This is a genomic window from Kocuria sp. (genome assembly GCF_030536815.1).
In the GTDB taxonomy this organism is placed as follows: Bacteria; Actinomycetota; Actinomycetes; order Actinomycetales; family Micrococcaceae; genus Kocuria; species Kocuria gwangalliensis.
The window spans coordinates 1-25,317 of sequence record NZ_JAUNPE010000014.1; the positions used below are offsets into that span (position 1 = coordinate 1).

Genomic DNA, 25,317 nt, shown 5'->3' on the forward strand with positions numbered 1-25,317 from the left:
TCGGTGGCGTGTGGACCCTCTTGGATGCGTGGGACACCATGCAGGCCAAGGGTGCCCGACGAGTGAAACCCATGACCGTACCCATGCTCATGCCCAACGGCAACGCATCGTCCGTGAGTATGGAATTCAAAGCACGTGCGTGCGCGATCACGCCGGTGTCCGCGTGCGCCTCCGGCACCGAGGCCTTCTACCAAGGCCTCAACCTGATTCGCGAGGGCAAGGCGGACGTGGTGATCGTGGGTGGCGCGGAAAGCGCCATCCACCCCGTGACCATTGCCGCCTTCAACTCGATGCAGGCACTGTCCCGCCGCAACGACGATCCCCAGGCTGCCTCCCGCCCCTTCGACATCGACCGTGACGGCTTTGTCATGGGCGAGGGTGCCGGCGCGTGCATCCTGGAGTCGGAGGAGCACGCCAAGGCTCGCGGCGCCAAGGTCTATGCCGAGCTCGCCGGTGCGGGCCTCAGCGCCGATGCGCACCACATCACTTCTCCCGCCACCGGTGACGAGGGTGGCCCCGCGCGGGCGCTCAAGGAATCAATGGCAACCGGTGGGTTCGAGCCCGGCGACATCAAGCACGTCAACGCCCACGCGACGTCGACCCCCGTGGGTGACATCCCGGAGGCAGGAGCCCTGCGTGCGGCCTTCGGCTCCGAGGTGGACAACATGGCCGTGTCGGCCACCAAGTCCATGACGGGTCACCTGCTGGGCGGTTCGGGTGCAATCGAGGGTGTCCTCACCGTCCTGGCGCTCAAGCACCGTGTGGCGCCGTGCACCATCAACCTGGACAACCAGGACCCCAAGATCGACCTGGACGTGGTGACCACGGCCCGCGATTTGCCCTCGGGCGACATGGTGGCCATTTCCAACTCGTTCGGATTCGGTGGCCACAACTCCGTGGCGGCGTTCCGCTCGATCTAGGAACATCACCAACGAAGAGCCCCGGCTTACATCGCTGACGGATCGCGGTGTGAGCCGGGGCTCTTTGTCGGTCTCAGCTGACGCGGTGCAGCCAGCGCACCGGCGCACCGTCCGCCGCATGACGGAAGGGTTCCAGTTCCTCGTCCCAGCATTCGCCCAGGGCTACCGAGAGCTCCGTGAAAAGTATTGTGGGGTCACCCGCGGCCGCCTCGTAGGCGTATCGAATGCGGTCCTCGCTCACCACTATGTTGCCGGCCACGTCCGTGGTGGCATGGAAGATCCCCAGATCGGGAGTGAAGGACCAGCGGGAGCCGTCGTTTCCGCGGCTGGGATTCTCGGTGACCTCGAAGCGGATCCGGCCGAGCGTGCGCAGGGCCGAGGCCAGCAACGCACCGGTTCCGGCCACCCCGGACCACTCAAGTTCGGTGCGCATCGCACCGGGTTCAGCGTTCTGGGGGGTCCACTCAAGATCCGTTCGCTGCCGCGAAACGGATTCCAGGGCCCACTGAATGTGCGGGCACAGTGCCTGTGGTGCGGAGTGCACGTAGAGCACTCCACGGGTGGTGGGTGAAGACATAGCCTGTTCCTCCGTCATATAGGTACGTCTTCCCCAACGCCCTGCACGGAGTGTTTCGGTTCACCACCACTGCCACATTCAATTATTTCACAACCACCGTGAGCGTTTCTCGCGGATTCGAGGCCGCTGGGTCTGCTCGCGTGACTGCTGGCACCCATTGTTCAGCAGGGACGTGGGCGGGTCAACCTAAAGCCGTTGCGTCGCCAACATGTCAGGCCCGCGGGTGGGCCTGGGCATAAGCATTCCTGAGCCGTTCCACGGACACGTGCGTGTAGATCTGCGTAGTGGCAACCGATGAGTGGCCCAGTAGTTGTTGGACGCTGCGCAGGTCCGCTCCCCCGTCCAGAAGGTGGGTTGCCGCGCTGTGCCGCAGGCTGTGCGGCCCACTCGCCTGGGTGTCCGGCACCGTGCGGAGAGCGTCGGCGACCGCGCGTCGAGCCACGCGAGCATCGATTCTGCCCCCGCGCGCCCCCACGAAGACCGCCCCGCCGGATTTTTCCGCCGCCAGTACGCCACGACGGCGCCGCCACAGCCCCAGTGCCTGGGCGGCCCGGTCCCCGAAGGGCACGCGGCGCTCTTTATTGCCCTTACCCGTCACCGTGAGGACTTGGACGGTGTGGTCGATGTCCGGCAGGTCCAGGTTGACCACTTCGCTGATCCGAGCCCCCGTGGCGTAGAGCAACTCGATGAGCGCCCAGTTCCTGGCCGCGAGCGCCGCCGTACGATCGTCCTCGGCCGGTTGTTGCGCCGCCGCCGCCAGACCGTCAAGCATGTCGGACAGCGCCGTGGAGCTGACCACATCCGGTAGGTAGCGGGCCTTCTTGGGTCCCTTCAGCGCGGCTGCAGGGTCGTGGTGGAGCCGGCCGTTGTCCACTGCCCACCGACAAAATGTGTGGACGGAGGCGATCCCCCGGGACACGGAACTGCGCGCCAGCCCTCGCTGATGCCGTTGCGCCAGCCAGCCCCGCAGCGATTCCCGGTCCAGGTCCGCGATTCCTCCGAGTCCCTGTTCTGTCATCCATTCGGACAGCTCCTCCAGATCACCCACGTACGACCGGACCGTGTGCTCACTCCGCGCCTTCTCGTGGCGCAGGTGCTGGGCAAACATCGCTATGTCTTGCGCCAGAGCGCTCGGGGGCTGCGCGTCATGGTCCGTGGGGTGAGCGGGGGTTTGCGGTGCCATGCGTCGAGCCTACTCGGCGCCAGCCCAGCAAGGAGTCGGTGGCCAAACCCAGCGACCGCAGTGCGGCCAGCCCGGACATGACCTCGGTGGGGGACAAGCCGGATACGCGGCACACATGGGAGGGCTCTGCATCCTGGCGCAGGGGCAGCGCGTCGTAGAGGCGCAGTAGGTGAGGTTCCAGGGAATCCTCCGGGCGGTGCGCGGACACGTCCTGTTGAGTGTAGGTACCCACGGCGGCGTCGTTACCGAGCGGGCCGAGCAGTTCCAGGACTTCCGCGCCATTGTTGACCAGTACCGCGTGGCCCTCCCGGATGAGCTTGTGGCAGCCGGCTGATCCACCCGCCAGAACATCACCGGGCACCGCTGCGACATCCCGGGACATTGATTCCGCGTGGTGGGCGGTGTTGAGGGAACCGGAACGCCATGCGGCCTCCGTGACCACGGTGGCCCGGGACAACGCCGCAATGAGCCGGTTCCGTTGCAGGAAACGGTACCGCGTGGGTGAGCAACCCAGCGGTACCTCGCTGAGCAACAGCCCGTGATCCTCGATCCTGCCCAACAGGTCCGCATTGGCGCTGGGGTAGAACCGGTCCACTCCGCATGCCAGCACCGCGGCCGTGGGCAGCTCAGACGTGCCAGCGGTCAGGGCGGCAGAGTGCGCGGCAGCATCGATCCCGTAGGCTCCGCCCGAGATCACGCACCATCCCTCTCCGCTGACCTGGTGGGTGATTTCCCGCGTCACCGCGGCCCCGTACGCGCTGGCGTTGCGTGATCCCACCACGGCCACGCTGCGGGCCAACGCGGCGAGCTTCCCGCGCTCCCCGCGTCCCCACAAAGCGATGGGCCGTGACACACCGAGGTCGGCAAGCTGTTCCGGCCAATCGGGGTCTTCCGGGATCACGACCCACGCGTTCAAAGATTCGCAGTTTCGAGCATCGATGTCCGGAGCCACCACGGGGAGCCTGCTGCGCCACGCGTCGAATCGGGTCCCGAGGTCAGCCGGTTTGCCGCGCAGACCCCATGTGGTCATTGCCTTGTGGAACTTCCGGAGCAGCCAGGGCGGTGGGGCCGAGTTCGCGGTGATGGTCTCCAGCAAACTGATCGGCCCCAGACAGTGCACCAGCGCCATGCCCGCGCGATCGGCGGGTTCGAAGACGCGCGCGAGCTGGACACGCGCCCGCCGCACTTCCTGCAAATACTCGGGATCCAAGGCGTGGCTATCGGTCATTTGATTCATGAGGTCACCGTGGTCTTGAAGAAGAGAGCGAGTTGGACGTGGTCGGAGGTGGGAGACCCGGCTCCGGCCAGGTCCGCCAGGGTCCAGGCGATGCGGAGCACCCTGATGTATCCACGGGCGGTCAGCGTGTGATTGTCCATGGCTTTTTTCAGCGAGTGCACCGCGGCCCGGTCCGGGGCCAAGGTTTTACGCAGAAGCGCTCCCGGGATGTCGCTGTTCAGTTGCACTCCGTAGCGAGCCAATCGATCATGTTGGGCACCCCTGGCCGCCCGCACCCGGGAGGCCACGGCTGCGCTGTCCTCGGGCGGAATTCCCAGTGCAGAATTCAGCTCCTGATATGTCACCGCGGGGACCCGCAATTGCAGGTCCACCCGGTCCACGAGGGGACCGGAGAGCTTGTTGAAGTACCGGTGCCGTTGTTGGGCAGTGCATGTACAGCGGTTCCCGGCACCGCCGGCCTGTCCGCACGGGCACGGGTTCGCGGCCAGCACCAGCTGGAATTTGGCCGGATAACGGGACACGTTCTGTGACCGCGCAATGGTTACTGTTCCGGATTCCAGGGGTTGACGGAGGGTGTCCAACACACGGCGTTCGAATTCCGGTGCCTCATCGAGGAAGAGGACTCCCCGATGGGCCAGCGAGATTGCCCCGGGCCGCGGAACACCACTGCCTCCACCGCACAGCGCCGGTGTGGTGATGCTGTGGTGCGGTGCCTGCAACGGTGGCCGGCGGATCAGTGCTGAACAGCGCGAGTCTCCTCGCAGGGAGTGAATGGAGGTGACTTCCAGGGACTGGTGGTCGTCGAGGTCGGGAAGGATCCCCGGCAGTCGTTCGGCCAGCATGGTCTTTCCCGCTCCCGGGGGCCCGATCATCATGAGGTGGTGGCCGCCGGCCGCCGCGATCTCCAGGGCCTGGCGGCCCTCGATCTGACCCACCACGTCGCGCAGGTCGGGGGTCTCGATCGGGTCGTAAGCATGTGCGCGAGCGTCAGTGGGTTTGTCGACCACGGGCACCCGCCGCAGGAGTTGCGGGTCGGCGCCGCTCATGACCAGCAACTCGGCCAAATGGGAGACCGCGGTGACCTCCGCCCCCGAGACCAGTTGGGCTTCCTCGTAGTTCTCCCGCGCGACCACCACGCGGGGGTGACCGTTGAGAACCGCCGCATGCACGGCGGGAAGCACGCCCCGCACGGGGCGCAGCGAGCCGTCCAGGCCCAGTTCGGCCAGGTACACGGTGTCCGCGCTGGCCCGAATGGCGCCGTGAGCGGTGAGCACGGCCATCACCACCGCGACGTCGAAGTGTGAGCCTCGTTTGGGGAGTGTGGCCGGCGAGAGGTTGACCGTGATTTTTCGGGCGGGTAGTTTCACACCCGCATTTCGTGCGGCGGCCCGGATCCGTTCCCGGGATTCGTTCACCGCTTGGTCCGGGAGCCCAATGATGCTGAACGCCGGAAGTGACTGCCCGATATCGGCTTCGACATCCACCACGTGACCGGCCAAACCGACCAGGGCCACGGACTTGGTCCGCGCAAAGCCGCTCACGGCCGGTCACCCCGGGCCGATGTCACCCGACGGGCTCGGCCCCTCGGGGTCGTGGATGGCGATCGCGAGTCTCTGTACATGAGATCACCATTGCCGAGCACACGTCCGCAGGCCAGGGACGATTGCCGACTGTGCAGTTGTAGAGAACGCTCCGCACGGCGCCGGGCCGGTTACGGCTGCATCGCGTGCTGCCCGCCGGCAGCCTGAGCCGGCACCGACGGTTGCACCGGAAGCTCAGGAACCACCGCCGCGGGTGGCGGCGTGGCTGGGTCCTCAGGACCCGGTGGTGCTGGGTCATCCGTCGGCGCAGGCGCACCGGTGGGTTCCGGCGGGTCCTCGGGTATCGGCTCGGTGGTGGGTTCCGCCCCACCGTCCCGGGGCGGTTCCTCGCCACCGGGCCCGTCCGCAGGGGCACCCGGTGAGTCCGAGGGTTCCGGCACGTCGGGGTCCGTGGGAGAAGCCGGGCGCGGGGCCGCGGGGTCATTGTCGCTGTCGGGGCTGGGCCGGACGGCGCGTTCCTCGGAATCGCCGATGGCGGGGATGAGCTCCATGCTGGCGAACGTGGCCGGGATGCGACTCAGGTCACCCACCAGAATTTCCTCCCCCTGGCCTCCGGCGGGGACGTCTCCGGTGTACGTGTTCACCGTTTCCGCCACCCGGCGGTTGATGTCCCGTGCCTTGTCCCGGGGCACGCGCCCACCCCCTGCAATTGCCCATTCACCGGGTTCCACCTCACGTGCGGCCCAGTCGGGCACCACCTTGGGTAAGGCATCGAGGCGGTAAATGGCGCCGTCCTCGGCGGTCAGAACCAGTCGGCTCACCGAGACCGGTCGGTCCCCTTTACGGTTGTCAATGCTGATGTGCGCGTACAGGGCGCGGTCGATCCCCGCCTCCTGGCGAAGCGCGTCCACGTCCTGGTCGGGCGGGGGCGCTGCCGGCAACGTGATGCGCACGGACGCTCCGGACGGCAGTGTCGCATTGAACGTTCCGCCGTGCAGACCCTTGGAAGATTCCTCCGGTGAGGCCGATAGCGTCCGGTCAGGCTCGTGTTTCTCGTCTCCACCACAGCCGACCAGGGTCCCGGCGAAAAGACCCACGGCCACAAGGGCGCCCGCTGACCGCCCACGTGAGAGAGAGAATGTCACCAAGCGGCCCTCGCTGATGGTCGAGTGTTCCGGGGCCTTTCTCGGCCCCCGACCTACCGTGGCACGTTGATCGGGCAATGTCACTCAGCACGCGTGATGTCCACCAAATTGTGACCTTGGAGTTCAGTGCCAGCTCAACGAGCTCATGTGTTCCACGCGCGGGGCCCCGCCCGCCGGCCAGTGCACCGCCACCACGTCCACACTGGGGATCTCCGCCCGGCCGTGCTCCCAGGCCCACGCGCGCGACAGCACATGGAGTCGTTTGAGTTTTTCGGGTCCCACGGCCTCGGCCGGGTGGCCGAATCCGGTACCGGTGCGGGTCTTGATCTCGAAAATGCTCACCGCTCCCCCGCGTTCGGCCACGATGTCCAGTTCGCCGCGTCCCGCGCTGCGCTCGGCGGAGGGCCGCCAGTTCCGGTCCAGCACCTGCCAACCGGCGCGGGTGAGGAGGTCGGCGATCAGGTCTTCCCCGGATCGTCCCGTTCTGATGTGCGAAGCGGGAGGGTCGGGTGTCGGTGCGGAAACAGGGGTCGCAGTCATGGACCCATCGTGGCGTGTTGCGCTCGCGGGGGCCATGGCGCGGGCGCGCTTGTGGAGTGCGGGTGAGGTAAAGGTCGCGGGTTCAGATCCCCAGGTTCCAGCTCACCCGGTGCAGCGGGGTCACACCGTGCTTCTGGATCGCAGCCCGGTGGGCGGCGCTACCGTAGCCCTTGTTCGATGCCCACCCGTAGGCGGGGTACTGCCCTGCATAGCCGGTCATCAGTGCATCCCGTTCCACCTTGGCGGCAATCGAGGCGGCCGCCACGGAAACGCAGTGGGCGTCCGCCTTGACCTGGGTCCGCACCACGGGCGGGACCTCCCACGGGTCGAGATCCTGCCCCAATACGGGTTCCGAACGGAGCCAGTTGTAGGAACCGTCCAGGATCAATCCGTCCACGGAAATGCCCGACGACGCCGCTCGCGCGAGCGCCCTGAGCCCGGCCAGGCGCAGTGCGGCGCTGATCCCGAGCCGGTCGACCTCCTCGGGTTGGGCGTGGCCCACGGTACAGGCCGCAGCCCACGAGCCAATGGCCGGTGCCAGCGCCTCTCGTTTCTTGGCGGTGAGTGCCTTGGAGTCCCGGACACCGTGCCAAGCGGAGGAATCGGCACTGTCGAGGGCGGCGGCGTCGACAACCACGAGACCGACACTGGCGGGTCCCGCCAGGGCGCCGCGGCCCACTTCGTCCATGCCGCCCACGTATCGCAGGCCCTGGGAGGCGAGGTCGCGTTCCAGGTCGAGACCGGGGTCGGCGATCAATCGTGGCACCATGGTCAGTTCTCCGCGGAGCCGGCGGCCGGCACGTCGGCAAAGACCTGGTCCGGGTGGTGCAAGATCTGGAAGCGGTCCAACGGCCACGCGATCACGAACGCGGTGCCAATAATGTCTTCCTTCTGGATGAACGCGTTGTCGTCGGCCAGGTGCACGCGCGAATCGGCGGAGGCGTTGCGGTGGTCGCCGAGTACGAAGTAATGATTGTCCGGCACGATCACGTCGAAGGGGATCTCGGACGGCACGGCGCCGGGGTACACGTAGGTCTCGTCCAGGGGCGTTCCGTTGACGGTGACGCGACCGTCCGCGTCGCAACAGACCACGTGGTCTCCGCCCTGCCCGATCACGCGCTTCACCAGCGCCTGGTCACCCGTGTCAGGGAGGATCCCCACAAAAGACAGGGCGCTCCGGATGGCGCCGCCGAGCCCGTCGCTGCCCTGCGGCTGGGCCGGGAGCCAGTTCTCGGTGTCGTGGAAGACCACGATGTCTCCGCGGTCGATATTGCCCAAATTGGCGTTCATGACATTGACGAAGATCCGGTCGTTCAATTCCAGGGTGTTCTCCATGGAACCGGAGGGAATGTAGAAGCCACGGATGAACAGTGTTTTGACGATGAAGGCGATCAGGATGGCCAGCACCACCACGATCAGGATCTCCTTGACGGAACTCCAGGCGGAGTTGGATTTCTTGGCGCCGCGCGAGGCCGAAGAACGGGACGAGCGCGAGGACCGACGCGGCCGCAGCGGCTTCTGCTCCGGCTGCTCCCCCGCGGAATCTAATGGACGTTCTTCAGTCACTACGCCGTGTTCCTTCCTGACAAGGTGGGTGTCTCACCCATGGGCAGACTACAAGTCCCGGGCTCGACCGAGGGGCCACAACACCCGTTCTGCCGTTCCGATGATGCGCTCCGTGCGGATCAGACCACCGCCGGGGGCCCCCAGAAGAGACCGTGAATCCACGGACTCGTTGCGATGATCGCCCATGAGCCACACTCGATCGGCGGGGACATCGACCGAGAACGGGATCTCCGACGGGTTGTCGCCGGGGTACAGATAGTCCTCGACGAGGGCCTGCCCGTTGACCGTGATCTTGCCCTGAGCGTCGCAGCATTCAATGGAATCCCCGGGCACGGCCATCACGCGTTTGACGTACGCGGTGGACGAGCCCGTGACTCCCAGCCAACGCCCCACGCTGTTGAGGGCCTGGGCGTACCAGGGGTCGGTGGAGTGCAGCGGGTCCAAGGATCCTCGACCGTCGAAGACCACGAGCTGGCCGCGGTGCAGTTCGTCCGTGTCGCTGAGTTTGTTGACGAGCACACGATCCCCGCCCTGCAGCGTGGGTTCCATGGAATTGGAACCCACCCAGTAGACGTCCACCACGAAGGCGCGCACCACGGCCGTGATGAGCAGCGCCGCCAGCACGGCAAGGGTGATGACTCGCAACCACCAGCGCCGCTGGGACAGTGGTCCGGGTACAGCGGAGGACCCGGTAGAAGCCGGGCCCTCCGTGCATTCCGAGTGCAGTTGCACGTGGAAGATGCTTACTTGCTCGACGCGCTCGAGTCCCGCTTCTCGCGGATACGAGCGGCCTTGCCGTGGCGATCGCGCATGTAGTAGAGCTTGGCGCGACGCACGTCACCGCGGCTCACGAGCTCGATCTTGTCGATGATCGGGGAGTGCACCGGGAAGGTACGCTCCACGCCCACACCGAAGCTGACCTTGCGAACGGTGAAGGTCTCGCGCACGCCGGAGCCCTGACGGCCCATGACGTAACCCTTGAAGACCTGGACACGGGAACGGTTACCTTCAATGATGTTCACGTGGACATTCAGGGTGTCGCCGGGGCGGAAGTCCGGAATGTCGTTACGCAGGGACTTGGCGTCAAGCTGATCGATAAGGTTCATGCTTTTTCTCCTCGCGACTGCCGCAGGCCGATCGCGTGTGGTCCGCGCGGCTCAGCCATGAAGGTGTGAACCGACGCGCAGAAGTGTGTCGAAATCGGGCCGGTGTGGTGATTTCGAATGCGTGGTTGTTGGTCGCTCTCCCCCCTGCGGCAGGGGCGTGCCCAACTCACGCACAGCGATCCATTATGCCACATGTCGGTTAGTGCGCCCCGCCATCCTCCGGTTCGGGTGCGCAGACCTGCAGCGAGCCATTGACCACCCGGAAACCATGCTCGCCCAGGATGCTCAGATCGGCCGTGTTCAGCTCCGCCGGGTTGAGCTGTTCGATCATGTCCGGTCTGCGCTGAGCGGTCCGGTGCAGTTGCTGATCACGCCGCCAGCGCGCAATGTTGCCGTGATGACCCGACAGCAACATCTCCGGGATCGCGCGCTCCCGCCACACCGCCGGCTTGGTGTACACGGGGTACTCGAGCAGGCCACCGGTGTGGGATTCCTCGGCGAGCGACTCGGGGTTGCCGATCACGCCGGGGATCAACCGGGTCACGGCCTCGACCATGGCGAGCACGGCGACTTCTCCCCCGTTGAGCACGTAGTCGCCCAGGCTCATGGGGCGCACCACCGCGTGGTCGGAGGCCCATTCGATGAAGCGCTCGTCGATGCCCTCGTAGCGCCCGCACGCGAACACCAGGTGCTCCTGGTCGGCCAGTTCGTAGGCAACCTCCTGGGAGAAGACCTCACCGGCCGGCGAGGGCACCACCAGCACGGGTTGGCTGGACGATGGCGAGACCGCAGTGACGGACTCGAGGGCCTGCGCCCACGGTTCGGGTTTCATGACCATACCGGCCCCGCCGCCGTACGGGGTGTCGTCCACCGTGCGGTGGCGGTCCGTGGCGTAGCTGCGGGGATCGGTCACGGACAGTTCCAGCACGCCGTCCGTCATGGCCTTGCCGATCAACGACAGTTCCAACGGGGCCAGGTATTCGGGGAAAATGCTCAGCACATCGATGCGCATGGTTCTTAGTCCTCCGCACCCAGGTCCAGCAGCCCGGCGGGCGGGGTCAGCAGCACGCGCCCGGTCTCCAGATCCACCTCCGGCACGATTTCCTCCACGAACGGGATGAGAATACGACGCCGCTCACCCCCGACCTCCAGTTCGAGCAGGTCCTGAGCAGCTCCCGGGATCAGCGCGGTCACCTTACCGACCTCGCGATCGCCCCTGGTGGTGTCCACGGCCATGAGGCCGAGCAGGTCGTCCTGGTGCCACTCGTCATCCTCGAGCTCGACCTCGTGGGCCTGTGCGTACAGTTGTGCGCCGCGCATTTCTTCGGCGCGGTTGCGATCGGTGATCTCCTCGAACCGGGCGATCAGCACCTTCTTGTTCCAGCGAAAACCGGCAGCCGTGAGGGCCTCGGGAAGTCCCGCGGCGGCGTCGGCCTGCTCCTGAGGCCATTGGACGTTCAGGCTCGATCCGGGCGCGAAACGCGACTCGGGATCGTCGGTGAACAGTTGCACCGTGACTTCCCCGCGGACGCCGTGTGGCTTACCGATGCGTGCAATACGAACGCTCATGAGATCTCCTTTGCCGGAACTGGCCCGGTGTGACGTTGCTACCAATGATGACGGCCCCCGTCTCCCGAGTGTGCGGGAAACAGGGGCCGTTCATGTACGCGCGGTCGTTAGCGACGACGACGGTCGGTATCGACCACGTCAACGCGCACATTTTCGCCGGGTGCCAGGGCCGTCACGACGGTGCGCAAAGCCTTGGCGGTGCGTCCGGAACGCCCGATCACGCGGCCGAGGTCCTCGGGGTGAACCCGAACCTCGAGGATCTGCCCGCGACGCCCTTCGCGTGAGCGAACGGTGATGTCCTCGGGGCTGTCCACAATGCCGCGAACCAGGTGCTCCAAAGCCTCGGCGAGCATGCTCACTCTGCCTTCTCGGCGTTGTCCTCCGTGGATTCCTCAGCCGCACCCTCGGTGGAAGCTTCCTCAGCGGGCGCTTCTGCCTGCTCGGAAGCCTCGGCCTTGTCAGCCTTGGGGGTGATGGCCTCGGGGATGATCACGGAACCGTTGTCCGGTGCCACGAACTGACCCTTGGTCTCGGGAGCCTTGTAGGTACCCTCGGCCCCGGGCTCACCCTTGAACTTCTGCCAGTCACCGGTGATCTTCAACAGTGCCGCCACGGCGTCAGAGGGCTGTGCGCCCACGCCGAGCCAGTACTGGATCCGGTCGGAAACCAGGTTGATGTAGGAGGGGTGCTCGGTCGGCTGGTAGACGCCGACCTCCTCGATGACACGACCATCGCGCTTCTTGCGGGAGTCGACGATGACGACGCGGTAACGGGGATCGCGCATTTTACCCATGCGCTTGAGACGAATCTTAACTGCCACTTGAGTGGTTACTCCTGTTTCGAATGTGGTCGGAAATGCACACACTGGCACCCGTGGGGCGGGCCTTGGTGGGATTTCCTGTGGACGCGAGACACGCACGGTGAGAGGGTCCGCACGGTTCGAGTACCCGTTCATTATGCCACACGTGTCAAACCCCGGTGTGCACCCGGCGCGTGGGCTACCTCTCCAGTTTGAGTGCCTTGCGCCACGTGAGCGCCTGCCCGCCCTGGAACACGGCGCGCTGGTAAATGCGCTCACCCACCCGGAACATGATGAACCCGAAGATCGCGCACAAGCCCAGCGCGAGCCACGGCTCCCACCATTGAACGGTGTCGGTGAGCATGCGCACGGGCATCGCCACCGAGGAGACCAACGGGACGTAGGAGGCCACGCTCAGCCACGCCCCCTTGGCGAACAACCCCACCAGCAGTGCGGCGATCAGCACGGACATGATGGGCCCGGTGTTGGACTGCAAGTCCTCCGTGCGTGAGGCCAAGGAGCCCAGCACGGCCCAGATACTTGCCTGGGCCGCGAAGCCCACCACGAAGAACCCGATGAACCACCCCGAGGCTTCCAGGATCCACCCGATCGATTCCGCTCTGCCCAGCACGTTCACGCCCAGTAGTCCCACGGCCCCGTACAGAATGATCTGCGCATAGGCCAACAGGCAGTTACCCGCCACCTTTCCGTACAGGATGTGGCGGACGGGGATGGCCGTGGCCAAGATTTCCACCACCCGGTTCTGCTTCTCCTCGAGCACCGAATTGGCAATGGCCATGCCGAAAATGATGGCCGCCGTGTAGAACAACATGGCGAAGACGAAGCCCAACACGTTGGCCGCCACGCCGCGATCGGGTTCGTCCGACAGCGTGCGGGTCCGCACCTCCGAGCCCGCCGCCAGTTGCTCCGTGGTGGTTCCTGCCGCCGCGGCGTTCTGCTGGGCGGTGACATCCCCGGCGGCATCCGAGAGCAGCCCGCTGAGGGAACCGTCCATGCCATGACGGGCGGTGAGCACCCATTCACCGTCCCCGCGTGTCACGACGGCGTCAACCTCATCGTTGTTCAGGAGCTCACGGGCCTCGTCCGGACCGGCGGATTCCAGGTCGATCGTGGTCTGCTCCCCGGCCGAATCACGGGCCGTTTCCACGACCGTGACCGATTGCTCGTCCGTGGCGGCCACGGTGTAGCTGGTGGTGCGCTCGCCCATGAAGAACATGAACGCGGTGAAGCCGATGATGCCCAGCACCGTCAGCACGGTGGACAGCACAAAGGCCCTGTCGCCGAGTTTGACGCCGATTTCACGGTTCATCACCGTGAGCCACGGAGCGGCGACCGGAGTGCTCGGGCGCTCGTGCGCGGTTGCGGGGGTCAGGTCGTGACTCATGAAATGGCCTCCCGATAGAGATCCCCGAGCGAGGGGCGCAAACGGGCGAACTCGACCATGCCGCGCGCGGCCGCCTCTTGAGCCAGCCGTTGGCGCGCGTCCGGACCGGATGGTTGAACGATCGCCGTGTTGCCGTCGAGGTCCACGACGTGGACCCCACGCTGATCGCGCGTCCACCCCGCATCCCCGGTGCACACGAGCCGGTACTGTTCCGGTCGGCCACCGCGAAGTTCGCCCACGGGTCCGGCCAGGCGGAGCGTGCCGTCGGCCAGGACCACGAGGGCGTCGCACAGCCTGTCGATCAGATCCAGTTGATGGGAAGAAAACAGTACCGGCACCCCGCGGGCCGTGTATTCGCGCAACAGTCCCACCATGGCGTCCACGGCGGTGGGGTCCAGTCCGGAAAACGGTTCATCGAGCACCAGCGCGACCGGGTCGTGCAGCAGGGCCGCAGCCACCTGAACCCGCTGCTGGTTACCCAGGGACAGGGTTTCCAACCGGTCCTTGGCGCGCTCCCCCAAGCCGAAACGTTCCAGCAGCCGATGCGCCTCCGCCAGCGCTCGTGCGCGTTCCATCCCGTGGAGTTGGCCCAGGTACCCCAGCTGATCCGCGATCCGCTGCTTCGGGTACAGTCCGCGTTCCTCGGGCATGTATCCGAAACGCGAGCGCACGCCGGAGTCAATGGGTTGGCCGTTCCACAACACGGTGCCGCCGTGTTGGTCGAGTACGCCCATGATCATGCGCATGGTGGTGGTCTTACCCGCGCCATTCGCGCCCACGAAACCCGTCAGCTGCCCGGGCTCCACCCGGAAGGACACCCCGTCCACCACGGTGCGTTCACCAAAGCGTCGTGTCAGGTCCCGCACTTCCAACGCGTCCCCTGCCCGCGGCGGCGAGTAGCGGACGGAGGTGTACGCGGCCCCCGACTCTGTCATCCTCATGCTGCCTCCTCGGATTTGCGCCGTGCCCGCGGCCGTGGCGTGTGCGAGACACGGTGCGGCCGGCTGATTCCAGCGTAGGAGGACCGGCGATCCGGCGGATCAGCCCCGCGGCGGAACTTTCGTGCCGCCGTGCGCTGTAGCTACCCCGGGTGCCGCCCGGGGCCGGGAGGGCCCGTGCGAGCGGTTGAGCCGCGGGACCGGCCACGAGTCAGGAGACCATGCCCGACCTGTAGGCGAACACGACCGCTTGCACACGGTCGCGCGCACCCACCTTGGACAGCACGTTGGAAATGTGCGTCTTGACCGTGGCCTGCCCGACCACCAGGGTTTCGCAGATCTCCCCGTTGGACAGCCCCTCAGCCGCCAGGGTGAGCACCTCGCGTTCGCGCGCCGTCAGTGAATCGATGATGCGTTGCTGCTCGCTCGTTCGCTCGGGAAGATCGGTCGACGACGCCGCCGCCCCACCGCGAGTCCCGACCGTCACCTTGCGAGGTGCGCGAGCGGCGTCGTGCCGGGCGAGTTGCTGGACCACGCGCAGGGTGGCCTCCGGGGCCAGCAGTGCGTGGCCGTCGACCACGGCGTGCACCGCGGCCACGAGATCCTCGGGTGAGGCGTTCTTGAGCAGGAACCCGCTCGCGCCGGCCCGCAACGCGTCGAACAAGTAGTCGTCACGGTCGAACGTGGTCAAAATGATGACCTTGGTGTCCGTGGCTTCGGTGATGAGCCGGGTTGCTTCAATGCCGTCCATGACGGGCATCTGCACGTCCATGAGGACCACGTCCACGGGGCTGGTGAGCACGTGCGCCACGGCGTCCTTCCCGTGGGCGACCTGCCCCACCACTTCAACGTTTTCCGCCACGGTGAGCATGAGCGCGAAACCGGAGCGCACCAGTTCGTGATCGTCGGCCAAAAGTACGGTGATCACGGTTTGACCTCCTGGGTAGCGCTGCTGGTGGAACGGGGAATGCGCACGCGGACACGCCACCCGGGACCCGGTGTGCGCGGGCCGATCTCGGTGACTCCGTTGTAGAGCCGGGCACGCTCGGCAATGCCTTTGAGGCCGAATCCGGAACCTCCCGTGCCCGAAAGGGGTTGACCCCGGTCGGTGATTTCCAGTTCAACCCACGCATCGGGTGTTTGTTCCCCGGGCCCGGCCGCTGTGGATCCGGTGCGCACCACGGCGGTGGCCTCGCGGGCAGTGGAGTGGCGTGTCACATTGGCCAGGGCCTCCTGGAGGCAACGGTAGACGGTCAGTTGGACGGAGCCGGGCAGCGTGGTGAGGTCCTCGGGGTGTTCCAGAGACGTATTCAAGGTCACGGTCAGGCCGTGTCGGGTGTGTGACGCCACCAGTTCGTCCAGCTCGCTCAGCCGGGGTTCGGGCGTGCGGGACGGGGAGGCCAGCACACTGCCGTCCTCCGCGCGCAGCACACCCAGCAGTTCCCGCATCTCGGTGACCGCCTGTCGGCTGGAGTCCTCCACCGTGCTCAGTGCCTCCGCCGCGGCCTGGGGATTTTTGGTCATCACGGTGCGTGCCGCTCCGGCCTGGATCCCGATAGCGGACACGTGGTGGGCCACCACATCGTGGAGTTCGCGCGCGATGCGCAGCCGTTCCTCGACGACCGCGCGGTTGGCCAGCTGTTCCGACTGTTGGGCGATCCGCCAGGCTTGCTCGCGGAGCCTGCGTCGGTCCAGGGCTCGACGCCACGAGGATCGCCCCATGACGAGCGCACCGCCGAAATACACGACGTTCATGATTGCTGAGTAGCCCATGATCCCCACCGTGGGAGAAAACGGTCCGGACGCGTCCTCGACGTCGTCGAGCAAGTCACTGTAGGAATTGGTGACCGTCCAGTCCACCATCAGCCACCCGACCGTGAACACGGCCAATCCCACCACCATCAAGGCCACGACCTGGCGGGACCGAGCCCAGGCCACCATGGAGTACAGGCTGGCGAAGTACGCGATCTGGAAGAACAACTGCACGCTGACGTGGGCAACCGTGTAATAGGTCCAGACGAACACGGCCGTGGCCGCGAACACGCCCGCGACCGGGAAGCGGCGTCGGACGGCCAACGGCACGGCGATCAGCACCGCCGCGAGATAACCCAGCCACCAGGGTTGGTCGGACGACAGTGACACGTAGCTTGAGATCAACGCCAGCGACAGCGCGGACGCCGCCGCGACACCCACCGCAAGCCATACGTCCCGAGTGAGTTCGCCGGATGTGGGGCGGGGCCGTTGCCAGTCCGGCTCGTCCGGATCCGAAAGTGCCGCGACCCACCCCCGGGCCCCTCCGAACCGGGCCACTAGGACTTCTTACGCGCCCGTACCGCCGCCCACAGTGCGGTCTGCCCCGCGGCATCGGTCAGCAACACCGCCGACGCCGTTCCGAGCACGCGCGCACCACGGCCGCCGCGCCGGGCCAGGGCGGCCAGCGTGGAACCCGCAATGAGTTCGGCTCCGCCCATGGCCAGCAGGATCTCCGGGTGTCGGATGTAGGCGCGTTGGATCCGCGAAGCCACATCGTTACCGGAGGGTTCCGTGGTGACGGCGTCCACGAAGGACAGTCCCAGTGGTTTGGGTTGGTAATGGCGCGCATCCGGCATGTCGTCGAGGGAGCGCTCCGATTCCACCAGCTTGGCGGCCACCACGGGCACGCCCAGAAGTTGCAGGACCGATTCGAGCAGCAAACCGGAACTGGGCGTTGCGGCGTAGTTCTCAAGCCGGGCGGTGGCCGCGGGGTCCAGGGAGCAGATGGACGCAATGGCCTCCACGGCGATCCTGGTCTCACGGTCGGTATCGGTGGCCACCGGGTGCTGAGAGGCGGTGTCCGCTTCGCCACCGAGGATTTCCGCGATGTCACTGTGCTCGGCTTCCCACCGCAGCCTGGCCACGCGACCCACGTCCATTTGGTGGTCGAGTTCGGCCTGTTCGTCACGGGAGGGATCGGTGCGCGGGTACACGCTGAGGCTGCGCTCGGCGCCGTCCGATGACACGGCAATGCACATGTCGCCGGGGTGAACGGCGGCAATGAACGCGGGATCGGTGTCCTCGTCGGGCAGGACCACGGCCCACCCGTTCCGAGTGACCGCGGAGAAACTCGCGTCTATCACGTTGGCCAGGAACGGCAGTTCGGGTGCGTCCACGTGGACCAGAACCGCCGTCCGGTTGAGCAGTTGGTCGGTCATCAACGCTTTCCTCCGTCTGCTACGTGTTCGACCACCGTGCCCTGTTCAAGAGCCTCCAGTGCCTCGCGGATCCGCTGTGACATCCCGGTCGAGAGCACGGTTTCCAGGTCCTGCGGGGCCACCCAACGGTAGGACAGGAGTTCCTCTTCCTGGACCACGATGTCGGAGTCCGAGGGGATCTGACCGCCGTCGTAAAGAAACGCGACCGAGTCCCCCCACATGCCCATGTTGAGCCCGTGCATGATGAGCAGCATGCGACCTTCGGGCAGGTGCAGACCCACCTCTTCGACCACTTCGCGGAAGCACGCGCTACGGGGATCCTCCCCAGCCTCCACGGTGCCTCCGGGGAGGGTCCATTCCGACTTGTAATTGGGTTCCACCGTCAGAACGCGCCCGTTCTCATCACGGATGACGGCAGATGCCGCCAGTCGCCGCGTGGGCAGGGTGCCGATGAACTCCTGAAGCTCCTGGTCTGACAGGTAAGAACCCACTACTGACTCACTTTCCGAGGAATTTCTCGAAGCCCTTGGGGAGGTTCAAGGACTCCAGATCCGGCTGTTGCGACTGCGCGCCGAAGGCACTGCCCGTGGCCGCGGGTTTCTGGCCGCTGGCGATCGCGGCGTTCTCCTGGGCGCGCTTGGCCGGGTTACCCGAACGCGAGCCCTTCTTCTTGGCCTTGCCCTTCTTACCGCCGCCGCCACCTGCGCCGCCGCCCATACCGGGGATACCACCGGGCATGCCGGGAACGCCCTTGCCCTGGGCCAGTCGTTTCATCATCTTCTGCGCCTGGGAGAAACGTTCCATGAGCTGGTTGACCTCGGAGACGGACACTCCGGAACCGCGGGCGATGCGGGCGCGGCGCGAGCCGTTGATGATCTTGGGTGCCACACGCTCGTGCGGGGTCATGGACCGCACAATGGCTTCCACCCGGTCGATCTCGCGCTCGTCGAAGTTCTCCAGCTGCTCACGCATGCCCGCCGCTCCGGGCATCATGGACAGCATCTTCTTCATCGAACCCATCTTGCGCAGCTGCTGCATCTGCGCGAGGAAGTCCTCGAACGTGAAGTCCTCCTGATCGGTGAACTTCTTGGCCATGCGCTCGGCCTCGGTCTTGTCCCACTGCTTCTCGGCCTGCTCGATCAGCGTGAGCACATCCCCCATGTCCAGGATGCGCGAGGCCATCCGGTCCGGGTGGAACTGTTCGAAGTCGTTGACGCCCTCACCTGTGGAGGCGAACATGATGGGCTTGCCCGTGACCGAGCGCACGGACAGCGCGGCACCGCCGCGGGCATCGCCGTCGAGCTTGGACAGCACCACGCCGGTGAAGTCCACGCCGTCGTCGAAGGCCTTGGCGGTGTTGACCGCGTCCTGGCCGACCATGGCGTCGATGACGAAGAGCACCTCGTGCGGGTTCACGGCGTTGCGGATGTCGCGGGCCTGACGCATGAGGGCCTCGTCGATACCCAGGCGGCCGGCGGTGTCCACGATGACCACGTCGTAGAGCTTGGCGCGGGCGTGGGCCACACCGTCCCGGGCCACGGCCACGGGATCACCGGTGGGGTCGTCGAATTCTGAGGTGGCGCCGGGCTCGGGAGCGAACACGGGAACCCCGGCGCGCTGACCGACCACTTGGAGCTGGGTCACGGCGTTGGGGCGCTGGAGGTCGGAGGCGACCAGCACGGGCTTGTGCCCCTGGTCCGTGAGCCACTTACCGAGCTTGCCGGCCAGGGTGGTCTTACCGGCACCCTGCAGACCGGCCAGCATGATCACGGTGGGTCCGGACTTGGCCAGGTTGACGCGGCGGGTCTCACCGCCCAGAACATTTTGCAGTTCTTCGTTGACGATCTTGACCACTTGTTGGCCGGGGTTCAGCGCCTCGGACACCTCGGAACCCAGAGCGCGTTCCTTGATGACGGCGGTGAATTCACGAACCACGGGCACGGCGACGTCGGCTTCGAGGAGCGCGCGCCGGATTTCCCGCACGGTGGCGTCCACATCCGCCTCGGACAACCTACCCTTGCCGCGCAGGTTCTTGAAGGTCGCTGTAAGCCGGTCGGACAGAGAGTTGAACACGGGGCAGTCGCTGCTTTCGTCGGTCAACGGATGGGGTCAGTGCCCCAGGTTATCAAGCCGAGCCGGGTCACCGGAACGACACGAACGCACCGCGGGGGCTTCTCGCCCGTCCCACGGTGCGTTCGGTGATCTTCGGTCGACGACGCCGCCGCGCGGCTACAGCGCGGACTCCCCACGTTCGCCGGTGCGCACGCGCACCATCTCGTCCACGGAGGTGACCCAGACTTTCCCGTCCCCGGCGGAACCGGAGTGGGCCGAGGAGACGATCACATTGACCACGTCCGCGGCGATGTCGTCCGCCACGAGCGTTTCGACACGTACTTTCTCCAACAGGTCCACGGTGTATTCGGCCCCGCGGTAGACCTCGTTGTGACCGCGTTGCCGGCCGTAACCGTGCACGGTGAGCACTGTCATTCCTTGGATTCCGAAGGCCTCCAGCGCGTCCTTGACGTCACTGAACTTGTCCGGCCGGACCACGGCGGTAATGAGTTTCACAGGGAAGATCCTTCCTTGGTGTGGACGGGAGCCTCAGCGGTCCCCGGGAGGGCTCGTGAGGGCGCGGTTCCAGCAAAGTAGCCGGTGGCCTCGTCCCTGAGCGAGTACGCGGATTCCGCGTGCTGGGTGACATCGATGCCGTCCACCTCGTCCTGGGCGGAGATGCGCAGGCCCAGGGTGACCTTGATGAGCAGGCCGATGATCAGGGTGAGAACTCCGGTGTAGAGCACGACGAACACGGTGGAGCCCACCTGGGCACCCATGAGTGCCCAACCGCCGCCGTAGAACAGGCCGGCCTGGCCCTCGGAGGAAATGGCCAGGAACCCCAGCGCCACGGTACCCACAATGCCCGAGACCAAGTGCACGCCGATCACGTCCAGCGAGTCATCCAGGCCGATCCTGTATTTCATGCCCACCGCGAGCGCGGACAGCACACCGGCCACGGCGGCCAGGGCAATGGCGCCCAGCGGTGACACGTTGGCGCACGCGGGGGTGATGGCCACCAGACCGGCCACCACTCCGGAGGCTGCGCCCAGGGAGGTCGCGTGGCCGTCGCGGATTTTTTCGGTGAGCAACCAGGTCAGCATGGCGGCCGCGGGGGCCACCAGGGTGTTCGTCCAGATCAGTGCGGCTTGCTCGGCGGTTGCCGCGGCACCGACGTTGAAGCCGAACCAGCCGAACCACAGGATCGCGGCACCCAGCATGACCAGGGGCAGGTTGTGGGGTCGCTGACCCGAGTCCTTGCCGAAGCCCTTACGGGCGCCGATCAATAAAATGAGTACGAGTGCCGCCACACCCGCGTTGATGTGCACCACCAATCCGCCCGCGAAGTCAATGGGCTCGCCGACCATTTCGGCCAGGGCGCCGCCCTCGGACCACAGGCCACCACCCCACACCATGAAGGACAGCGGGAAGTACACCGCGGTGATCCACACCAGGGTGAACACCACCCAGCTGCCGAACTTGGTGCGATCGGCAACCGCGCCGGAAATCAGGGCCACGGTGATGATGGCAAAGGTAATGCCGAAGGCGCTGCCCAGCAGGTCCTCGGAACCGATCAGTCCGCCCAGGCCGAAACTGGCGGTGGGATCGGCCACCAGTCCGCCCAGGATCGCGTCACCGGAGGACATGGACGCTCCCCACAGCACCCACACCACCGCCACGATGGCAATGGAGATGAAGCTCATCATCATCATGTTCAGCACGCCCTTGGCCCGCGTCATGCCACCGTAGAAAAGCGCGAGCCCCGGCGTCATGAAGAACACCAACCCCGCCGCCACCAAAGTCCACACGTGTCCCGCCGTGAGTTCCACGCGAGCTCACCCCGTCTCCATCTCAAAGTTTCGTACAACGGTTATCCGTTGGTATCGAGTAAAGAACTCGCGTGTTTCGGTTGTGCTTCGGGGTTGGTTTCGGGCGTGTTTCTTTTACCCACCGCAGGTGACAACCGCGTTACGGGAGCACGTATGGAAAGGCGCCCGCCCCGTCAACGGGGCGGGCGCGGAGAACTCTCGCGGCGGCGTCGTCCTCAGTCGAGCAGCGCGTCCACGAACTGCTCGGCGTCGAAGGGGGCGAGGTCATCGGGGCCCTCGCCCAGGCCGATGAGCTTGACCGGAACGCCCAGGGCGCGCTGGATGGCCACCACGATGCCGCCCTTGGCGGTGCCGTCGAGCTTGGTCAACACGATGCCCGTGATGTTCACGGCCTCCGCGAAAACCTTGGCCTGGGTCATGCCGTTCTGACCGGTGGTCGCATCGATCACGAGCAGAACCTCGTCCACCTCGGCGGCCTTGGTGATCACGCGCTTGATCTTGCCCAGCTGGTCCATCAGCCCGGCCTTGTTCTGCAGGCGGCCGGCGGTGTCGATGAGCACCACGTCCGACTCCTGGTCGATGCCCGCCTGCACCGCGTCGAAGGCGACCGACGCCGGGTCCGCGCCTTCCTGCTCGGAACGCACCGTGGCAACTCCCACCCGGGCACCCCAGGTCTCGAGCTGGTCCGCGGCCGCGGCGCGGAACGTGTCCGCCGCGCCCAACAGCACGTCCTTGTCCTCGGCCACGAGCACGCGGGCCAGTTTGCCCACCGTGGTCGTCTTGCCCACGCCGTTGACGCCCACCACCAGCACCACCGCGGGTTTGCCGGGAGCGCCCACGGAATTGATCGTGCGATCCATTGCGGGGTCCACGAGGTTGAGCAGCTCTTCGCGCAGCATGGTTTTGACGTGCGCGGGATCCTGGGTGCCCTCCACGCGCACCCGCTTCTGCAGGTTCTCCACCAGTTCCAGGGACGCATCCGTACCGAGGTCCGCCATCAGCAGCGTGTCCTCGATCTCGTCCCACACGTCCTGGTCGATGCGTTCGCGGGACAGCAGGGCCAGTAGCCCCTTGCCCAACACGTTGTTCGACTTGGACAGGCGACCGCGCAGTCGGGCCATGCGGCTCAGCGCCGATTCGGGCCGCTCCACGGTGGTGGTCGGGCGCCCCTCCACGAGGACGTCGCCCTCGGCCGGCGGGGCGTCGTCGATGTCCCGGGTGTGTTGGTAGCCGCCCTTGGGGGCCTTGGGCTTGCGCAGCAGCATGGTGCCGAAAATCACCATGAGCGCCACCGCCAGGACGGCTATAACGAGTATCCAAATCCATTGAGTCGTGGTCACGTTTCTAATCTCCCATAAACTGCTCGACGTGTCCCGCCCAAACGAAGATCCCTCACCCACCGATCCGAGCTCCGCACCCGTCACGGGGCCTCAGCCCACGGTCTCCGGCGGCAAGGAGAAAGTGCCCTCGCAGATCAAGGTGCTCATTGCGGCGGCCTTCGTGATCGCCATTGGCTACGGCATCGTGGCCCCGGTGCTGCCCCAGTTCGCCTCGAGCTTCGGAGTGGGTGTGGCCGCGGCCTCCGCCGTGGTGAGCGCGTTCGCTCTGTGCCGGTTGCTGTTCGCTCCGGCCAGCGGCGCGGTCGCGAACAAGTTGGGTGAACGTCCCACTTATTTGATCGGTCTGTTGGTCGTGGCGGTGTCCTCGGCGGCCACGGCATTCGCCGAGACGTATTGGCAGTTGCTGCTGTTCCGCGGCCTGGGCGGTATCGGTTCCACCATGTTCACGGTATCGGCCATGGGCTTGATCGTGCGCCTGGCGCCACCTCGGATGCGCGGGCGGATCTCCGGGTTCTACGCCACCGCGTTCCTGTTGGGCGGCATCCTGGGCCCGGTCGTGGGTGGGTTGCTCGCCGGCTTCGGGATGCAGGCCCCGTTCATCATTTACGCGGTGGCGCTGCTGATCGCCTCCGCCGTGGTGTATTTCCGGCTCAAGGACGAAACTCTCGCGACCCGCAAGGCCACGAACCCGCAGCCGCCCATGACCTTCCGTGAGGCCTTCGAGGTGGGCGCCTACCGTTCCGCCCTGGTCTCCAGCTTTGCCACGGGATGGACCGCCTACGGGGTGCGCGTGGCCCTCATTCCCCTGCTCGCCGTGCAGCTGGTCGGTGAAGGTCCGCAGGTTGCCGGACTGGCCCTCGCGGTGTTCGCGGCCGGTAATGCCCTGGCCCTCACATTCACCGGGCGCCTGACCGACAAGCTGGGCCGTAAACCGCTCATCCTCACCGGATTGATCGTGTGCGCCCTGGCGACCATTGGCGTGGGACTGGTCTCATCCGTTCCGATGTTCGTGATCCTGTCCCTGATCTCGGGCATGGGCTCCGGCACCCTCAATCCCGGTCAGCAGGCGGCGGTGGCAGACGTCATTGGTCCCGAGCGCGCCGGCGGCAGGGTGCTGTCGCGCTATCAAATGAGCGCTGACGCGGGTCAGATTCTCGGTCCGATCCTGGCGGGAGCACTCGCGGACGCCGCCGGATTCGGTTGGGCGTTCGGCGTCTCCGGCGGCCTCATGCTCCTGGCCGCGCTCGCGTGGCTGCCGGCCAAGGAGACCATGCCTCCGGAGGGCGATCCCCAGACCGAGACCCCGGACAAAGGGGACCGGCGGGCCTGATTCCGCTCAGCGCAACTCCGTGAGCTTCTGCCCCACCACCAGGCTCACCCCGTCACCGCGCATGGACACGCCGTAGAGGGCGTCCGCGATCTCCATGGTGCGCTTCTGGTGCGTCACGATGATCAGCTGCGAACTCTCCTGCAGCTGCTGGAAAATGCTCAGCAGGCGGCCCAGGTTGCGGTCGTCCAGGGCGGCCTCGACCTCGTCCATCACGTAGAACGGCGAGGGCCGGGCCTTGAAAATGGCCACGAGCAACGCCAGCGCGGTCAGCGAGCGCTCGCCACCGGACAGCAGCGACAGTCGCTTGATCTTCTTGCCCGCCGGGCGCGCCTCCACATCCACACCGGTGGTGAGCATGTCGTCCGGGTCGGTCAGGCGCAGCTGCCCCTCACCCCCGGGGAACAGGGTCGCGAAGACCCGCACGAATTGCTCGGCGGTGTCCCGGTAGGCCTCGGTGAACACGCGTTCCACGTGCTCGTCCACCTGCCGGATGATGGTGCGCAGATCCGCGCGGGAGTTCTTGACGTCCTCCAGCTGCTCCACCAGGAAACTGTGGCGTTCCTCCAGCGCCGCGAATTCCTCGAGCGCCAGGGGGTTCACCTTGCCCAGCGCCTTGAGCTGTTTTTCCGCGCGGCGCAACCGGGTTTCCTGCTCGTCGCGCCGGAACGGCGCACCGGGGTCCGTCATGGCCGGCATGCGCGTGAGGTCTTGGGGTTCGTCGCGCTCCTCCGCATCGAGGGCGGCCTCCAACACGGCATCGGCGTCGGGTACGGGCAGGTGCGGTCCGTAGTGATCCACCAGATAGTCGGGGGTCATCCCGAGTTCTTCGAGCGAGGACTTCTCGAGTGCTTCGAGCCTTGCCTGACGCTGTGCCAGGTCCAATTCTTCGCGGTGCAGTTGTTCGGTCACGGCGTGGAGTTGTGCGCCCAGATCGTCACGTTCGGCGCGCAGGCGCCCGGCTGCCTCGTCCAGTCCGGCGCGTTCCACGTCCGCCGCATCTCGGACCCGGGCCGCCTCGGTCACGGATTCCTCGGCGCGCAGCCGCAGGT

The 25,317-nt window shown here is 66.4% G+C and carries 27 protein-coding genes; 2 read left to right on the forward strand and 25 right to left on the reverse strand.

Annotated features, from left to right (window positions below; all coding sequences use genetic code 11):
* Nucleotides 1-920 (forward strand): beta-ketoacyl synthase (locus tag Q4E95_RS02875; RefSeq protein ID WP_303381866.1); only part of this gene is annotated, 920 nt, incomplete at its 5' end.
* Between the two features lie 73 nt (nucleotides 921-993).
* Here the strand turns inward: Q4E95_RS02875 and Q4E95_RS02880 are convergent.
* From Q4E95_RS02880 to ftsY, 24 genes are all read right to left on the reverse strand, one after another.
* Nucleotides 994-1,497: a DUF3145 domain-containing protein gene (locus Q4E95_RS02880; protein ID WP_303381867.1), complete on the reverse strand. Its 504-nt coding sequence runs from the start codon at nucleotides 1,495-1,497 to the stop codon at nucleotides 994-996.
* Nucleotides 1,498-1,708: 211 nt separating this feature from the next.
* On the reverse strand, nucleotides 1,709-2,680 hold the full coding sequence (locus tag Q4E95_RS02885) for a tyrosine recombinase XerC (protein WP_303381868.1): 972 nt from the start codon (nucleotides 2,678-2,680) through the stop codon (nucleotides 1,709-1,711).
* Complete coding sequence (gene dprA / locus Q4E95_RS02890; protein WP_303381869.1) at nucleotides 2,643-3,917, reverse strand: DNA-processing protein DprA; 1,275 nt, start codon at nucleotides 3,915-3,917, stop codon at nucleotides 2,643-2,645. Before dprA ends, Q4E95_RS02885 begins: the two co-directional genes overlap by 38 nt.
* Complete coding sequence (locus Q4E95_RS02895; protein WP_303381870.1) at nucleotides 3,914-5,458, reverse strand: YifB family Mg chelatase-like AAA ATPase; 1,545 nt, start codon at nucleotides 5,456-5,458, stop codon at nucleotides 3,914-3,916. The genes dprA and Q4E95_RS02895 overlap by 4 nt, the downstream gene beginning before the upstream one ends.
* Before the next feature lie 170 nt (nucleotides 5,459-5,628).
* Nucleotides 5,629-6,411 (reverse strand): hypothetical protein, encoded by a 783-nt coding sequence (locus Q4E95_RS02900; protein ID WP_303381871.1) that lies wholly within the window; start codon nucleotides 6,409-6,411, stop codon nucleotides 5,629-5,631.
* A gap of 315 nt (nucleotides 6,412-6,726) precedes the next feature.
* On the reverse strand, nucleotides 6,727-7,143 hold the full coding sequence (locus tag Q4E95_RS02905; protein WP_303381872.1) for a YraN family protein: 417 nt from the start codon (nucleotides 7,141-7,143) through the stop codon (nucleotides 6,727-6,729).
* 82 nt (nucleotides 7,144-7,225) lie between these two features.
* Nucleotides 7,226-7,912, reverse strand: a complete 687-nt coding sequence (locus Q4E95_RS02910) for a ribonuclease HII (RefSeq protein ID WP_303381873.1) — start codon at nucleotides 7,910-7,912, stop codon at nucleotides 7,226-7,228.
* A gap of 2 nt (nucleotides 7,913-7,914) precedes the next feature.
* Entirely contained in the window at nucleotides 7,915-8,709 is a 795-nt protein-coding gene (gene lepB, locus Q4E95_RS02915) for a signal peptidase I (protein WP_303381874.1), read from the reverse strand.
* A gap of 48 nt (nucleotides 8,710-8,757) precedes the next feature.
* A complete protein-coding gene (gene lepB / locus Q4E95_RS02920) occupies nucleotides 8,758-9,441 on the reverse strand; it encodes a signal peptidase I (RefSeq protein ID WP_303381875.1) in 684 nt (227 codons plus the stop codon).
* An 11-nt stretch (nucleotides 9,442-9,452) separates the two neighbouring features.
* On the reverse strand, nucleotides 9,453-9,815 hold the full coding sequence (rplS, locus tag Q4E95_RS02925) for a 50S ribosomal protein L19 (protein ID WP_016997861.1): 363 nt from the start codon (nucleotides 9,813-9,815) through the stop codon (nucleotides 9,453-9,455).
* Between the two features lie 199 nt (nucleotides 9,816-10,014).
* Nucleotides 10,015-10,827 (reverse strand): tRNA (guanosine(37)-N1)-methyltransferase TrmD, encoded by an 813-nt coding sequence (trmD, locus tag Q4E95_RS02930; RefSeq protein ID WP_303381876.1) that lies wholly within the window; start codon nucleotides 10,825-10,827, stop codon nucleotides 10,015-10,017.
* Between the two features lie 5 nt (nucleotides 10,828-10,832).
* On the reverse strand, nucleotides 10,833-11,384 hold the full coding sequence (rimM, locus tag Q4E95_RS02935) for a ribosome maturation factor RimM (RefSeq protein ID WP_303381877.1): 552 nt from the start codon (nucleotides 11,382-11,384) through the stop codon (nucleotides 10,833-10,835).
* 107 nt (nucleotides 11,385-11,491) lie between these two features.
* Nucleotides 11,492-11,737 carry an RNA-binding protein gene (locus Q4E95_RS02940; protein WP_303381892.1) on the reverse strand — a complete coding sequence of 82 codons (246 nt, stop codon included), beginning with the start codon at nucleotides 11,735-11,737 and terminating at the stop codon, nucleotides 11,492-11,494.
* A gap of 2 nt (nucleotides 11,738-11,739) precedes the next feature.
* Complete coding sequence (gene rpsP / locus Q4E95_RS02945) at nucleotides 11,740-12,204, reverse strand: 30S ribosomal protein S16 (RefSeq protein WP_303381878.1); 465 nt, start codon at nucleotides 12,202-12,204, stop codon at nucleotides 11,740-11,742.
* Nucleotides 12,205-12,382: 178 nt separating this feature from the next.
* A complete protein-coding gene (locus Q4E95_RS02950) occupies nucleotides 12,383-13,588 on the reverse strand; it encodes an ABC transporter permease (RefSeq protein ID WP_303381879.1) in 1,206 nt (401 codons plus the stop codon).
* Entirely contained in the window at nucleotides 13,585-14,529 is a 945-nt protein-coding gene (locus tag Q4E95_RS02955) for an ABC transporter ATP-binding protein (RefSeq protein ID WP_303381880.1), read from the reverse strand. The genes Q4E95_RS02950 and Q4E95_RS02955 overlap by 4 nt, the downstream gene beginning before the upstream one ends.
* A 208-nt stretch (nucleotides 14,530-14,737) precedes the next feature.
* Nucleotides 14,738-15,454, reverse strand: a complete 717-nt coding sequence (locus Q4E95_RS02960; protein ID WP_303381881.1) for a response regulator transcription factor — start codon at nucleotides 15,452-15,454, stop codon at nucleotides 14,738-14,740.
* Nucleotides 15,451-16,836, reverse strand: coding sequence for a sensor histidine kinase (locus Q4E95_RS02965; protein ID WP_303381882.1), 1,386 nt, complete (start codon nucleotides 16,834-16,836; stop codon nucleotides 15,451-15,453). Before Q4E95_RS02965 ends, Q4E95_RS02960 begins: the two co-directional genes overlap by 4 nt.
* Nucleotides 16,836-17,717, reverse strand: a complete 882-nt coding sequence (locus tag Q4E95_RS02970; RefSeq protein WP_303381883.1) for a hypothetical protein — start codon at nucleotides 17,715-17,717, stop codon at nucleotides 16,836-16,838. The genes Q4E95_RS02965 and Q4E95_RS02970 overlap by 1 nt, the downstream gene beginning before the upstream one ends.
* On the reverse strand, nucleotides 17,717-18,208 hold the full coding sequence (locus Q4E95_RS02975; protein ID WP_303381884.1) for an NUDIX hydrolase: 492 nt from the start codon (nucleotides 18,206-18,208) through the stop codon (nucleotides 17,717-17,719). The genes Q4E95_RS02970 and Q4E95_RS02975 overlap by 1 nt, the downstream gene beginning before the upstream one ends.
* Nucleotides 18,209-18,215: 7 nt before the next feature.
* The gene (gene ffh, locus Q4E95_RS02980; RefSeq protein ID WP_303381885.1) at nucleotides 18,216-19,790 is read right to left on the reverse strand and encodes a signal recognition particle protein; all 1,575 of its coding nucleotides are present in this window, start codon (nucleotides 19,788-19,790) and stop codon (nucleotides 18,216-18,218) included.
* 156 nt (nucleotides 19,791-19,946) lie between these two features.
* Complete coding sequence (locus tag Q4E95_RS02985) at nucleotides 19,947-20,285, reverse strand: P-II family nitrogen regulator (protein WP_303381886.1); 339 nt, start codon at nucleotides 20,283-20,285, stop codon at nucleotides 19,947-19,949.
* Nucleotides 20,282-21,598 (reverse strand): ammonium transporter, encoded by a 1,317-nt coding sequence (locus tag Q4E95_RS02990; protein ID WP_303381887.1) that lies wholly within the window; start codon nucleotides 21,596-21,598, stop codon nucleotides 20,282-20,284. Before Q4E95_RS02990 ends, Q4E95_RS02985 begins: the two co-directional genes overlap by 4 nt.
* Nucleotides 21,599-21,813: 215 nt before the next feature.
* Nucleotides 21,814-22,881: a signal recognition particle-docking protein FtsY gene (gene ftsY, locus Q4E95_RS02995; protein WP_303381893.1), complete on the reverse strand. Its 1,068-nt coding sequence runs from the start codon at nucleotides 22,879-22,881 to the stop codon at nucleotides 21,814-21,816.
* 178 nt (nucleotides 22,882-23,059) lie between these two features.
* Here ftsY and Q4E95_RS03000 point away from each other — a divergent pair, with 178 nt between their 5' ends.
* Complete coding sequence (locus tag Q4E95_RS03000; RefSeq protein WP_303381894.1) at nucleotides 23,060-24,268, forward strand: MFS transporter; 1,209 nt, start codon at nucleotides 23,060-23,062, stop codon at nucleotides 24,266-24,268.
* 6 nt (nucleotides 24,269-24,274) lie between these two features.
* On the opposite strand, the gene Q4E95_RS03005 is transcribed toward Q4E95_RS03000, so the two are convergent.
* The coding region (locus tag Q4E95_RS03005) for an AAA family ATPase (RefSeq protein WP_303381888.1) at nucleotides 24,275-25,317 on the reverse strand (1,043 nt) is incomplete at its 5' end.